The sequence below is a fragment of the Reinekea marinisedimentorum genome (genome assembly GCF_004341165.1).
Lineage (GTDB): Bacteria > Pseudomonadota > Gammaproteobacteria > Pseudomonadales > Natronospirillaceae > Reinekea > Reinekea marinisedimentorum.
In genome coordinates this window covers 195,555-208,851 of sequence record NZ_SLZR01000005.1, presented here as the reverse complement: position 1 = coordinate 208,851, position 13,297 = coordinate 195,555, and the positions used below count along the sequence as shown (strand labels likewise).

Genomic DNA, 13,297 nt, shown 5'->3' with positions numbered 1-13,297 from the left:
ACGGACCCGGCTTTGCCGGCTCGGTCCGTACATTCCTCTGTTATGTGAAAAATGGATTTGAACAATGTCATATGATGTTAATGAAATAGATGGAGTAAAAATTAACCCTGTCCATAAGGCTTCTTGCCACTGTGGGGCGGTGATGATTGAGTTAGATTTACCAGATGGACTAATTGATCTTCGAAGATGTGATTGCTCTCTCTGTAGGCGAAGAGGCGCTATTGTGGCTTCTGTTCCTCTTAGTGGAATAAACATATTAAAAGGTAAAGATAAACTTAAGCTTTATCAATTTAATACTAAAACGGCAAAGCACTATTTTTGTAGTAATTGCGGGGTTTATACTCATCATCAGCGGCGCTCTAATCCAAGTCAATATGGGTTTAATATCGCCTGTTTAGAGGGCATTAATCCACTGAAACTGAAAGGTATACCAACTTATGATGGTGTCAATCACCCGGCAGATCGCATCACATAACAAGTTTGTCAAACACCGCTACACACCTTTGGTGTTCCGCTGGACTCACTCCTGCGTCGCTCGCCGTTTACAAAAGCGTTGCATCATGTAGCCTATTTTTGAACGAAGGTAGATAACGCGCTTTTGTCCAGGAATGAGTTACAGCTCGGAAACTAGACCTGTATGGCTTGGTCTAGCTTCATGGCTAAAACTGTCAGATTTAGTCTGAGCTACTACACCTTATGTTAGAACTGCGACCCAACTGCGAAGCCTGCGATAAAGACCTGCCACCCAGCGCCACCGAAGCCTGCATCTGCAGCTATGAATGTACCTTTTGCCGAAGTTGCGTTGAAAACGTATTGAATAACGTCTGTCCGAATTGCGGTGGTGGTTTTACCAGTCGCCCGGTGCGGCCTGCTACTGCGCACCGGCAAAATACCTCGCTGCAGCATCAGCCGGCCTCCACAAAAAGGGTACATACACCCTATACACTGGCAGAGTTGAAGGCGTTCAGCGACAGCCTGAAGGATATTGCGCCCCAAGCGCGTTAAGGGTTTGGTTAAGCTGGCGGGCATTAAGAAGCCCGCTTATGCGGGCAAGTAGGGCAACGTTAAGCGAACAGCCTTTCGGCATGAAAGTGCAGGTGCTCCTCAATGAATGAAGCAATAAAGTAGTAGCTGTGATCATAACCACTGTGCATGCGCAGTGTCAGCGGGTACTGACTTTGCTGTGCCGCCGCCTGCAGTGCTTCAGGCTTTAATTGCTCGGCTAAGAAGGTATCTGCCTCGCCCTGATCGACCAGCGCAACCGTTTGCTCACCGTGGGCAATTTTCATCAACTCACTGGCGTCATGCTGTTTCCACAGCTCGCGATCGTTACCCAAATAAGCACTAAAAGCCGTTTGCCCCCAGGGGCAATGAAGCGGATTGCAAATGGGGCTGAACGCCGAAACTGAGCTAAACATGCCCGGGTTTTTCAGCGCGATGGTCAGTGCTCCGTGGCCACCCATCGAATGACCGGAAATCGCCTTGCTGGCAGAGACGGGAAAGTTTGCCTCAATCAGCGCGGGTAGTTCCTGCACTATGTAATCGTACATGCGGTAGTGCGTGCTCCAGGGCGCCTGGGTTGCGTTGACATAAAAGCCGGCCCCTTTGCCCAGGTCGTATCGATCTTCATCGGCAACGTCGTCCCCACGGGGGCTGGTATCGGGCGCAACAATGGCGATGCCCAGTTGCGCCGCAATGCGCTGAGCGCCAGCCTTCTGCATAAAGTTTTCATCGCTGCAGGTTAAACCGGAAAGCCAGTACAGCACCGGCACCCTTTCCCCTTGCGCCGCATTGGGCGGCAGGTAGATGGCAAATCGCATGGGGCAACTCAATACTTCGGATGGATGTTGGTACTGCTTATGCCAACCGTCGAACACCTTGTTCTGACTGATCAGTTCCACGTCTGCTAACCTCGCGCTGTTAATAATGAATGACTGAGCGTATCGATTTGCCTTCGTGCATCAGATCGAATGCTTCGTTGATGTCTTCCAGGCTCATGGTGTGGGTAATGAAATCACTCAGCGCAAACTTACCGGCCAGGTAATCTTCTACAATGCCCGGCAGCTCTGAACGGCCTTTAACGCCGCCAAATGCCGAACCGCGCCAGACCCGGCCTGTCACCAGCTGGAAGGGGCGGGTGGAAATTTCCTGCCCGGCACCGGCGACGCCGATAATCACCGATTCGCCCCAGCCTTTATGGCAGCATTCCAGCGCCGAGCGCATCACATCGACATTGCCGATGCATTCAAACGAATAGTCAACGCCGCCGTCGGTCAGTTCAACAATCACGTCCTGAATCGGTTTGTCGTACTCTTTCGGGTTGATGCACTCCGTGGCACCCAGTTTTTTCGCCAGCTCAAATTTTGAATCGTTAATATCGATGGCAATAATGCGGCTGGCTTTTGCCATAGTGGCGCCAATAATGGCAGAAAGGCCGATGCCACCTAAACCGAAGATTGCGACCGATGCGCCTTCTTCCACCTTGGCGGTATTCATCACCGCGCCCATGCCGGTGGTAACACCGCAACCCAGCAGGCAGACCTCTTCCAGCGGTGCTTGCGTGTTTACTTTCGCTAACGAAATTTCCGGCAAAACAGTGTATTCAGAAAACGTGGAGCAACCCATGTAGTGATAGATGGGTTCGCCTTTGCAGGTAAAGCGGGTGGTGCCGTCCGGCATCAGGCCCTTGCCCTGAGTGGCGCGAACTGCCTGGCATAAATTGGTTTTACCGGATTTGCAGAATTTACATTCACCGCATTCAGCGGTGTACAGGGGAATCACATGGTCGCCCACCTTAACGCTGGTGACACCTTCACCCACCGACTCAACAATGCCGCCGCCTTCGTGGCCCAGAATGGCGGGAAACACACCTTCCGGGTCATCGCCGGAAAGCGTAAAGGCATCGGTGTGGCAAACGCCGGTGGCAACAATTTTAACGCGAACTTCCCCTGCTTTGGGTGGCGCAACGACCACCTCTTCGATAGAGAGTGGTTCACCTGCTTTCCAGGCAACCGCCGCTTTACAGCTAATGGCTTCAGTCATGAGTTTATCCTCTGGTGTGTGGCTTAACCCCGGTTTGGTTCCGGTGGAGCGTGCTGTTCATACTAATATTTTTACGTTCGACTATAATCTTGTTAAATTGCAATTTATTTTTGCGAGAATGCAATAATGGCTCAATGGGAAGGCGTAAGAGAGTTTGTTGCCGTGGTGGAAAGCGGGGGTTTTACCGCAGCGGCAGAGCGGCTGCATATCTCGGTAGCGAAGATCAGCCGTCAGGTTGCAGCGTTGGAAGAGCGCTTGTCAACCGAGCTGCTGCATCGCACAACCCGGAAAATATCCGTCACCGAAGCCGGGCAAATCTACTATCAGCGCTGTCGCCCGCTGTTGGATGGGTTGGAAGAAGCTGAGTTGGCGTTAAGCTCACTGAGCCTTGAGGCCACAGGTCTAATACGCCTGACTGCGCCCTTTACCTTTGGTGAGGGGCATATCTCTCCGCTGCTGAATGATTTTCAGGCGTTGCACCCTCAGGTAAAACTGGAATGCCAATTAACAAACCAGCAGCTCGATTTAATTGAGGGCGGCTTCGACCTGGCCATCCGGCTGGGTAAGTTGGAAGACTCCAGTATGCAGGCGCGCCGCCTGGCGAGCCGTCAGCTTTTTCTGTGTGCTTCCCCTGAGTATCTGAACACCTATGGTCAACCGCATTCTCTCGGTGAACTGCAGCATCACAATTGTTTGCTGGGCACACTCGATTACTGGCGATTCAGAGAGGGCGGTCAGGAGCGGGCTTTGCGGGTGAGTGGCAACCTCAGAACCAATGGTGGCTTGGCCTTAGTGGATGCCGCCCTGAAGGGGCTTGGGCTGGTGCAGTTGCCCGATTATTACGTGCGAGACCACATAGAATCCGGCAAGCTGGTGGAGCTGATGAAGCATTTTCAGCCGGAAGAGGAAGGCATTTGGGCGCTGTACCCGCGCAGCAGGCATTTGCCGGCGAAGGTCAGGTTGCTGGTCGATTTTTTAGTGCAACAGCTGCAACCTGAGCCTACGGCGTCCGCATAACATCAATGTATTGCTGGGTGCAGAAAACTAAACCACCGCCTCAAAGCACTCAAGCTTGGGTGGGCCGGCATAGATTTCTTTGCGTGAACCGGCATTCGCATGGGCTTTGCGGAAGGCTTCGGATTGCGTCCAGTCTTCAAACGCCTGCTTAGATTCCCAGATAACATGCGAGGAAAACAGAGTGTGGTCTGCTTCGCTGGCACCCTTTAACAGATGAAAGCTTTTAAAGCCGGGTACGCTGCTGAGGTGAGAATCCCGGTTCTTCCAGATTTCAATAAAGTCTGCTTCAAAGCCCGGATTAATTTTGAACCGGTTCATTACAATATACATGGCACTCTCCGTTGGTTTGAATCCATAGAGCTTAGCTGAATTCCGGTGCCGGTAAATCGGTCAATTTGTAGGGTGTTTCAGCAAAGGCTGGGCGCTGCCGGTGGTGTCGGTTTTCAGCAGGAAAACACTGCCGGCCAAAGGCTGTTCACTCAGCTGGGCATCGTTCAGTGTTTGCGCCGCGCTGGTGATCAGCAGCTCATCACCCTGGCTGCCGCCAAAGGCAACCATGGTGGGTTGACTGACGGGCACGCAGACCTCTTTTAACCGCTCGCCTTGAGGGGAAATAACCGCAATCTTTCCGGCACCGTACAGTGCCACCCAGTAGTTGCCGTTAGCATCGGTGGCGGCGCCATCGGGGAATTCCTGCCCGCGTTCAAACTGATAAAAGAGCTGCTTATTGTGGAGCGTGCCACTGTTTTTGTCGTAGTCGTATTGCCATACGGCGCATTCAGGTGAGTCTGCAACGTAGTAGCGGTCGCCATCGGGTGAAAAGCACTGGCCATTGATGATGGTGTAACGCTCAAGCCGTTCGGTCAGCTGCAGCGCTTGCATTCCTGTCAGCTGGCCTGCATAGCTGACGCCTGTTTTGGAGGTGCCATCGAGCAGTGTGCCGGCGATGAAGCGGCCATCCGGTGTCGCGGTGCCGTCGTTAAAACGGTGGCCTTGTGGTAGCTGGCTGGCTTCTGTCAGGCAAACCGGTTCTGCGCTAAAGCTTTCCAGCAGATATATGCCGCTATCCGCCGTGACTAGAATTTGGTTTTGTTCGGTAAAGAAGAAACAGGCGGGGGTAAAGGGGAGTTCGCGTTGGTTTAGCAAGCTGCCGTTTGATCGAAACAGTTTGCGACCGAGAATATCTACCCAGTACCAGTGTGCATCGTGCGGGTTCCAGCGTGGGCATTCGCCCAGTTGCATGTTCAGTTTTGCGAAGGTTTGCATGCACTGCCCTGAAATTGTTGGCTCAAAATAAACAACGCCCGGAAGAACCGAGCCTTAGGTTTTCGATAAACCCCGCCGACAAAAAGGTATCGTTTAAATGGATCGCTGCAAGTATCGCCGGAATGCCGGACCACCTGATACGCTCGACGAAAACACCGAGTCGTCGGACCGCCATGTTTTCGACGTCCATTTAAACGATAACTTTTCATCGTCTCGAAGACTGTGGCAACTTTGTCATCAGTCTAAGGCCCGAAAAAAACGGGCCCGTTTTTCAGGTTAGTCTGCGTAGAAGCAGGCTACCTCATGACCGGGGCTGGCTTCGTGCAGCTCCGGTTTCATCTCGGCGCATTTCACCTGTGCTTTCGGGCAGCGGGTGCGGAACACACAGCCGGAAGGCGGGTTCAGCGGCGAGGGCAGGTCACCTTCGAGCAGGATGATCTCTTTGTCTTTCTCAATTTCCGGATCGGGAATCGGCACCGCCGAGATCAATGCCTGGGTGTAAGGGTGACGTGGCGTTGAGTACAGCTGATCGCTGGTGGTGATCTCGCAAACGTTGCCCAGGTACAACACCATTACGCGGGTGCTGATGTGCTGCACAATGGAAAGATCGTGTGCGATGAAGATCAGCGACAGGCCCATTTCTTCCTGCAGGTCCATCAGCAGGTTCACAATCTGCGCCTGAATGGACACATCCAGTGCCGACACCGGTTCGTCACAGATGATCAGCTTAGGGTTAAGGATCAGTGCGCGGGCAATACCGATACGCTGACACTGGCCACCGGAAAATTCATGCGGGTAGCGGTTAATCTGGTTAGGCAGTAAGCCGACCTTAACCAGCATTTCCTTGACCTTCTGCTTGCGCTCGGTCGCCGGCATTTGCGGGTAGTGCGTCTTCAGCGGCTCGGCGATGATGTCGCCAATGGTCATACGTGGGTTGAGCGAGGCCAATGGGTCCTGAAAGATCATTTGCAAATCGCGGCGGGCGTTCTGCATTTCTTTCTTGTTAGCGCTGATCAGGTCTTTACCCAACCACATCACCTTGCCAGCCTCGGCAGGCACCATTTTAATCACGGCGCGCGCCAGTGTGCTTTTACCACAACCGGATTCACCGACAATACCCAGCGTTTCGCCGGCGTACAGATCAAAACTGACGCCATTCACGGCTTTCAGCTTGGCCGGCTTGGTCCACGGCATGGCGTTGGGCGGGTAGACGTCGAAATACACCTTCAGGTCTTCAACGGACAGGATTTTTTCTTTTTGCTGGCTCATTTCAGTGCCTCCAGAGGTACGTGGCAGGCGCGTTGACGGCCATCAAAGGCCAGTAGTTCAGGTTTCTGCTGTTTACATTGATCGGTGGCGTAATCGCAACGCGGTGCGAACGGGCAGCCATCGGGCTTGTGCAGCATATTCGGCGGGTTGCCGGGAATGGTATTCAGGCGGTCGCCAATGTGATCAAGCCGCGGAATGGCCGCCAGCAAACCACGGGTATAAGGGTGCGCCGGGTTCTTGAACAGCTCTTCGGTTGGGGAGTATTCCATAACCTGGCCGCCGTACATAACCAGGGTGTCTTCACAGGAGCCTGCGACAACACCCAAGTCGTGCGTGATCAGGATAATGGAGGTGCCGAAATCGCGCTGTAAGTCGCTGAGCAAATCCATAATCTGTGCCTGAACGGTCACGTCCAGTGCGGTGGTGGGTTCATCGGCAATCAGCAGCTTTGGCCGGCACAGCAGCGCCATGGCAATCATCACACGCTGGCGCATACCGCCGGAAAATTCATGCGGGTACAGGTGCACGCGTGAACGTGCTTCCGGAATTTTCACCGCATCGAGCATTCTGATCGATTCTTCCAATGCTTCGGCTTTGCCCATGCCTTTGTGCAGCATGAGCACTTCCATCAGCTGCTCGCTGACTTTCAGGTATGGGTTCAGCGAGGTCATTGGGTCCTGGAAGATCATCGCGATCTTTTCTGCACGGATCTTATTCAGGCCCTGTTCCGGCAGGTTTAAAATTTCCAGGCCGTTGAACTTAACGCTGCCGGTTGCCCAGCCGTTTTGTGCCAGCAGGCCCATAATGGAAAAGACGGTCTGGCTTTTACCCGAGCCGGATTCGCCCACAATGGCCAGGGTTTTACCCTGTTCAAGCGTAAAGTTCACACCGTTTACTGCGCTGACTACGCCATCGCCGGTTTGGAACTGAACGCCCAGGTCTGTTACTTCTAATAAACTCATGATTCGCTCCTGTTACCGGTCTTTCGGGTCGAGCGCATCGCGCAGACCATCGCCAATGAAGAACATGCTGAACAGCGTCACCACAAAGAAGAACAGCGGGAAGCCGATCTGCCACAGGGTGCCGTACTGCATGGATTTCGCGCCTTCGCTGATCAGTGCGCCCCAGGAGGTATTTGGCTCCTGAACACCCAAACCAAGGAAGGAAATGAACGATTCGGTAAGGATCAAACCCGGAATCAACAGTGATGCATAAACAATCACAATGCCCAGCAGGTTTGGCACAATGTGACGGGTAATGATGGTGAAGTTGGAAACACCGGATGCAATGGCCGCTTCGATGTATTCCTTGTTTTTAATGGTCAGCGTTTGGCCGCGCACAATACGCGACATATCCAGCCAGGAGATCAAACCAATACCGATGAACAGCATGTTCAGTGAACGGCCAAAGATCACCAGCAGCAGAATGAGTACGAACATGTAGGGCACTGACATGAAAATATCGACCATGCGCATCATAAAGTTATCCAAACGGCCGCCTGCGTAACCGGCGATCGCGCCGTACAGGGTGCCAACAATCACGGCCACGATAGAGCCGATGAAACCCACCATCAGCGATACACCGGTGCCCTGAATCACCCGCGAGTAGAGGTCACGGCCTAAATCATCGGTACCAAAGTAGTGGCCGGATTCAAATGACGGCGCACCCATGGTTTTAACCTGGCCCAGCACGGCCCAGTCGATCTCTTCATTGCTCCACTGCGCGAAACTCGGGCCAATAAGGGTAAACAGCACAATAAGCGCCAGTGCGATGACGCCGCCAACAGCGGCTTTGTTGCGCACGAAACGGCGACCGGCATCGGCCCACAATGAACGACCCTTAACTTCGGCAGAGTCGAGCAGGCTTTCTGCAACGCCTTCTATTTTTTTCTGATTAACAATCATTTTTTAATACCTGCTGCCTTAATAACGGATTTTCGGATCGATCCAGGCGTAAAGCACATCGACCAGCAAATTCAACAAAACGGTCAATACACCCACCAGAATGGTGATACCCATAATGGTGGAGTAGTCACGGTTTAGAGCGCCGTTAACAAACAGCACGCCGATACCGCCGGTGCTGAAGTACATATCAATCACAACCGAGCCGGTCAGCAAGCCAACCATGGCAGGGCCTAAATAGGAAAGCACCGGCAGCATCGCAGGCTTCAGCGCATGCTTGAAGATGATGCGGTTGTGCGGCAAGCCTTTGGCTTTGGCGGTACGGATAAAGTTGGAGTTCAGAACTTCCAGCATAGAAGAACGGGTAATACGGGCGATGGTCGCCATGTAGCTGGTTGAAAGCGCGATCACCGGCATGATGATGTATTGCGGCTTGCCGCCTTCCCAGCCACCACCGGGTAGCCAGCCAAGCTTCAGGGTAAACAACAGCACCAGTAACGGCGCCATAACAAAGTTGGGCAGTACCTGCGCGGTAAAGGTAAAGCTGAGCGCGGTATAGTCTTTCCAGGTATTTTGATTCAGGGCGGCAACAACGCCGAGGCTCACCCCAACGAGTACAGCAACCAACGCTGAAATCAGACCGTAGGTAATGGTGACCGGGAAGCCATCTTCGATCAGATCGTTCACTGAGCGATCTTTATAACGGAACGACGGGCCGAAATCGAAATCGACGACGATGCCTTTTACGTAGTTGAAGATCTGTGTAGGTAAAGGCTTATCAAGGCCGTATTTGGCATTGATGTTTGCTTCGACCTGAGGGGGCAGTTTTCGTTCTGATGTGAAGGGGCCGCCGGGTGCACTGTGCATTAATAAAAATGACACAACAATGAGAATAAGCAGCGTTGGTATGGCGGTGAGCAAACGCTTAGCTATAAAACTGAACATACAGTAGTCCTGTTATACCGAAAAAAACGGCGCATCTTATCTGGGTTAAATATCAGCTGCGACCTTTAGTCAAAAATCGCAAAACGCCTTATATCAACCAAGTCTGAATACATTGTCATGTTTCGTTTACGAACGTTGGTTGAGTTAAGGTTTTTCGTGGGTTTGAGTGGTCGTTCTGGTTTACAAGAGGATACCGCCGCTGTTCAGCGGCGGTATCTCTGGCTGAAATTATTCAGCGACCTTATACAGGTCTTTCGCGTACCAGTTACCTTCAATGTTATTGACTGGCCAGCCTTTAACCGTGTCTTTCAACATCATGTTAAAGCTGTAGTGGTAAATAGGAATGATCGGCATATCTTCAGCAAGGATCTGCTCAATGGCCGTATAGTTAGCATTTGGGTCTGCCATGGTTTTGGCTTCGTCCATCAGGCGGTCAACTTCGGCGTTGCTGTACTTGCCGTCGTTATAGCCAGAAGAAGTGCGCAGCAGATCCAGGAAGGTAGACGCTTCGTTGTAGTCTCCACACCAGGCGCCACGCGCCAGCTCGAAGTTTTGCTCGCCACGCTCGGTCAGGAAGGTTTTCCACTCCATGTTGTTCATGGTGGCTTCTACACCCAGTTTAGCTTTCCACATTTGAGACATCGCTGTCGCAATCTGCTTGTGCGAATCTGACGTGTTGTACAGCATGTTGAACTTCAGTGGGTTTTCAGGGCCATAGCCCGCTTCAGCCAGCAGCTCTACCGCTTTGGCATCGCGCTCTGCCTGAGTCATGGTGGCATAAGGTACGCTTGGTACCTGGAAGCCAGCCGTTGCTTCAGGGGTGAAGGTATAGGCAGACGGTTGACCGCCCTGCAGGATTTGGCCGGTGATTACATCACGATCGATCGCGTAAGAAAGTGCCTGGCGAACGCGAACGTCCTGGAAGGCTTCAGGGCCAGAATCGGTCATGTTGAAGGTGTAATAGTAGCTACACAGACGTGGCGTTGCATAAGTCTCTGTTGGGAACTCTGCTTTCAACGATTTGAACTGGCCAGTTGGAACAGTTTCCAGCCAGTCGAACTCATCGGCTTTGTAGCGAATCAGAGCCTGGTTTTCATCCGGTACGACAATAGAAACGATTTTTTCGATAATGGTGTTGTCGTTATCCCAGTACATTGGGTTGCGAACCATTTCTGAACGTTCGTTTACAACGTGATCTGCCAGGGTGTAAGCACCGTTAGAAACCATGTGCTCAGGTTTAGTCCAGTCTGCGCCAAACTCTTCAATAGTTGCCTTATGTGCCGGGAAGGTTGTGGTGTGTACAACCATCATTGGGAAGTATGGCAGCGAGTCAGTCAGTTCTACTTTCAGCGTGTAGTCGTCTACGGCTTCAACACCCAGAGAATCAACAGGTGCTTCGCCGGCAATAATTTCAGCGCCATTTACAATCGACATGATTTCCATGAACCATGCATAAGGAGAAGCCGTTTCAGGGTCTACTGCACGTTGCCATGCGTAAACGAAATCGCCGGCGGTGACAGGGTCGCCGTTGCTCCACTTGGCATCTTTACGCAGGTTAAAGGTGTACGTTTTTTTGTCTTCAGAGGCTTCGTAGCTTTCTGCCACGCCAGGTACCAGGTTGCCGTCTGCATCCTGGTTCAACAGGCCTTCAAACAGGTTGCGTACGCGGTAGCTACCTGCAACATCTTCAACAATTTGTGGATCGTGTGAGGATACTTCGTCTAAATCCCAGTAAGTGAAGGTTTGGTCTGCCGCCAATACTTCGCCGGTTACCGGGTGAGTAGGGCCAGTCTTAACTTCTGCTTCCGGTGCTTTCGCTTCTTCCGCTGGCTTAGCCGCTTCATCGTTGGAGCAGCCAACCATAAATACAGCGGAGCTTACCAGTGCAGCAGCGAGCGTTTTCTTGAATGGTGTCATGAAGGATCCTCTTATTATGTTCTAAACCTGCGCAGCAGGGTTTAATTGTATTGGCTCGGATAAACCGAACCGCTTATTTCTATTTCAGGGAAAAACACCCGGCCTAAATGGGCCCGTGTTTTTTGATGGCTTTGTTAAACAAGAAGTAGGCCAAAAACTGAGATTTTCCTGAAATGTAAGCGGTTTCTTTTGGAATGTCGGCTAAAGTTGATGTGTCGAGTAGTTTGTTGACCTCAATTGCTCATCCTTTAGCCAACATGCCTGATGCCGGGCAAAAAAGTGCCACGAACTGTCAAAAACTTCAACGTTGTTTTTCAGAAAATGAAGGTTTATTGAGCTGAACTGGTGCAATGGCTGTGTAAATGGTCAAATTATCGGGCGCAAGCGACCTGCCATGCGGGTTTGCAATAGTTCGGCGTACAAGATTTTATGCGCTCTACTGGTGCGTTAATGCACAAAAATGAGGCTTTGGTGCTGTTTAGCGGGTCGGATTATTCATCGGCATGGTGTTCCTGCTCCATGGCTTTGACCAGGCTGGCCAGTTCACGCTGCAGGCTTTCATCGCTGCCCAGATTGACTTCGATCAGCCGGCGTAAGTGAGCGGCTGAGTCGAGGTCCAGTTTTAAGATGTTAACGCCGATTGCACCAATGTCCGATAGCACATAGGCCAGCTCAACGGTGAAATGCAGTTCAAAGCCAGCTTCAATGGGCCGAATGGTAAGCTCGCCGGCCTGGCCGACTGTGGGCAGGGTGTCTTTCTCGTTCAGTTTGAAGAGCGCGCCTTTCAGGCTGATATCCTGAAGCGTGCCTGCAAAGATTTGATCGGGATGATCTTTAAGGGAAAGTGAAACACCGGCGTCAAAGGGAATGCGCTGGAACCTTCTTTTATCAGTAGATGTCATACCGATGCTCGTTGTTTAATGTTCAGTTCAATATAGTTCGAGGGTTTTATACCTGCAACTGCCATGGAGGAAGTATGTCATGACTGCGATGAATCTGTATGAGTTAACCCGAACCCCGTTACCGGGGCGTGCGGAGGCAATGCCACTGGATAGCACCCATGCGGTGTTAGGCACCGATATGACGGTTGTGCCGCAGGGGTTCGAGACCCTTTGGCTGGGGCTTGGCTGTTTTTGGGGCGCAGAGCGGTTGTTCTGGAAGCTTCCGGGTGTTTACAGCACGGCGGTGGGTTATGCCGGTGGAATTACGCCAAACCCGACCTATGAGGAAGTCTGTTCCGGGCAGACTGGCCATGCCGAAGTGGTGCAGATTGTTTATAACCCGGAAGAAATAACTCTGGCGGAGTTGCTGGCCGAGTTTTGGCAGGCACATGACCCGACTCAGGGCTTGCGCCAGGGTAACGATATTGGTGCCCAATACCGTTCTGCTGTTTATGGCAGCGAAGCGCAGCTGGCAGAGGCCACAAAGCTGGCGCAGGTGTATCAGCAGCAATTAAAGGCGGATGGTTACTGCGTGATTACAACCGAAGTGAAACCCATGGGTGTTTTCTATTATGCCGAGCAATACCATCAGCAGTATTTACATAAAAACCCGACCGGTTATTGCGGGTTAAAAGGAACAGGAGTGGTATGTCCGATCTGACAAGTGAGAGATGGTCTGAAAAGGCTGTTCAGGCGCTGCGGCAATACGAGCAGCGTTGTGCCGATGATGAGTTGTTCTTCATAGGCTATTTAATTCCATTGGTGGAGCGGGTAGAGCTTGAGTGGCCGCAAGAGGTTCAGCCTGCAGCGGTATGGCAGCAGCGCTACCGGCAGTATGTTGACCAGTGTCTTGAAGAGGATTCGGTCAGTCAGGAAGATAAAGCAGCAATAGTGAACCTTGCGCAAACGCTGGTTAGCTGATGTTCACAGGCAGTATTCAAAAAAGGGCTGGGGAGTCACCAGCCCAAGGCTTAGGGAAGCCAACTGCTATTTAACACT

15 protein-coding genes are annotated in these 13,297 nt (G+C 52.0%); 5 read left to right on the top strand and 10 right to left on the bottom strand.

Annotated features, from left to right (window positions below; translation table 11 throughout):
- Positions 1-64 precede the first annotated feature (64 nt).
- Positions 65-475, top strand: coding sequence for a GFA family protein (locus BCF53_RS08140; protein WP_132701221.1), 411 nt, complete (start codon positions 65-67; stop codon positions 473-475).
- A 221-nt stretch (positions 476-696) separates the two neighbouring features.
- A complete protein-coding gene (locus BCF53_RS08135) occupies positions 697-1,005 on the top strand; it encodes a DUF1272 domain-containing protein (RefSeq protein WP_132701220.1) in 309 nt (102 codons plus the stop codon).
- Between the two features lie 59 nt (positions 1,006-1,064).
- Here BCF53_RS08135 and fghA read toward each other — a convergent pair whose 3' ends face one another.
- Entirely contained in the window at positions 1,065-1,901 is an 837-nt protein-coding gene (gene fghA, locus BCF53_RS08130; protein WP_132701219.1) for an S-formylglutathione hydrolase, read from the bottom strand.
- A 19-nt stretch (positions 1,902-1,920) separates the two neighbouring features.
- Positions 1,921-3,042, bottom strand: coding sequence for an S-(hydroxymethyl)glutathione dehydrogenase/class III alcohol dehydrogenase (locus BCF53_RS08125; protein WP_132701218.1), 1,122 nt, complete (start codon positions 3,040-3,042; stop codon positions 1,921-1,923).
- A gap of 126 nt (positions 3,043-3,168) precedes the next feature.
- Between BCF53_RS08125 and BCF53_RS08120 the strand changes: the two genes are divergently transcribed.
- Complete coding sequence (locus tag BCF53_RS08120) at positions 3,169-4,059, top strand: LysR substrate-binding domain-containing protein (protein WP_132701217.1); 891 nt, start codon at positions 3,169-3,171, stop codon at positions 4,057-4,059.
- Between the two features lie 27 nt (positions 4,060-4,086).
- Here BCF53_RS08120 and hmuQ read toward each other — a convergent pair whose 3' ends face one another.
- The 8 genes from hmuQ to BCF53_RS19550 form a co-directional block, all read right to left on the bottom strand.
- Positions 4,087-4,389: a heme-degrading protein HmuQ gene (gene hmuQ, locus BCF53_RS08115; RefSeq protein ID WP_132701216.1), complete on the bottom strand. Its 303-nt coding sequence runs from the start codon at positions 4,387-4,389 to the stop codon at positions 4,087-4,089.
- Positions 4,390-4,449: 60 nt separating this feature from the next.
- Entirely contained in the window at positions 4,450-5,325 is an 876-nt protein-coding gene (locus BCF53_RS08110; protein WP_132701215.1) for an SMP-30/gluconolactonase/LRE family protein, read from the bottom strand.
- 276 nt (positions 5,326-5,601) lie between these two features.
- Positions 5,602-6,594 (bottom strand): murein tripeptide/oligopeptide ABC transporter ATP binding protein OppF, encoded by a 993-nt coding sequence (gene oppF / locus BCF53_RS08105; protein WP_132701214.1) that lies wholly within the window; start codon positions 6,592-6,594, stop codon positions 5,602-5,604.
- On the bottom strand, positions 6,591-7,556 hold the full coding sequence (locus tag BCF53_RS08100; RefSeq protein WP_132701213.1) for an oligopeptide/dipeptide ABC transporter ATP-binding protein: 966 nt from the start codon (positions 7,554-7,556) through the stop codon (positions 6,591-6,593). Before BCF53_RS08100 ends, oppF begins: the two co-directional genes overlap by 4 nt.
- A 12-nt stretch (positions 7,557-7,568) precedes the next feature.
- Entirely contained in the window at positions 7,569-8,498 is a 930-nt protein-coding gene (locus tag BCF53_RS08095) for an ABC transporter permease subunit (protein WP_132701212.1), read from the bottom strand.
- Positions 8,499-8,516: 18 nt separating this feature from the next.
- A complete protein-coding gene (oppB, locus tag BCF53_RS08090) occupies positions 8,517-9,440 on the bottom strand; it encodes an oligopeptide ABC transporter permease OppB (protein WP_132701211.1) in 924 nt (307 codons plus the stop codon).
- A gap of 228 nt (positions 9,441-9,668) precedes the next feature.
- The gene (locus BCF53_RS08085; protein WP_132701210.1) at positions 9,669-11,357 is read right to left on the bottom strand and encodes a peptide ABC transporter substrate-binding protein; all 1,689 of its coding nucleotides are present in this window, start codon (positions 11,355-11,357) and stop codon (positions 9,669-9,671) included.
- Between the two features lie 491 nt (positions 11,358-11,848).
- Entirely contained in the window at positions 11,849-12,259 is a 411-nt protein-coding gene (locus BCF53_RS19550; protein WP_132701209.1) for a PilZ domain-containing protein, read from the bottom strand.
- An 88-nt stretch (positions 12,260-12,347) separates the two neighbouring features.
- Between BCF53_RS19550 and msrA the strand changes: the two genes are divergently transcribed.
- Both msrA and BCF53_RS08070 read left to right on the top strand, forming a co-directional pair.
- Positions 12,348-12,959 (top strand): peptide-methionine (S)-S-oxide reductase MsrA, encoded by a 612-nt coding sequence (gene msrA, locus BCF53_RS08075; protein WP_132701247.1) that lies wholly within the window; start codon positions 12,348-12,350, stop codon positions 12,957-12,959.
- Positions 12,947-13,219, top strand: coding sequence for a hypothetical protein (locus BCF53_RS08070; RefSeq protein WP_132701208.1), 273 nt, complete (start codon positions 12,947-12,949; stop codon positions 13,217-13,219). Before msrA ends, BCF53_RS08070 begins: the two co-directional genes overlap by 13 nt.
- Positions 13,220-13,297: the final 78 nt, after the last annotated feature.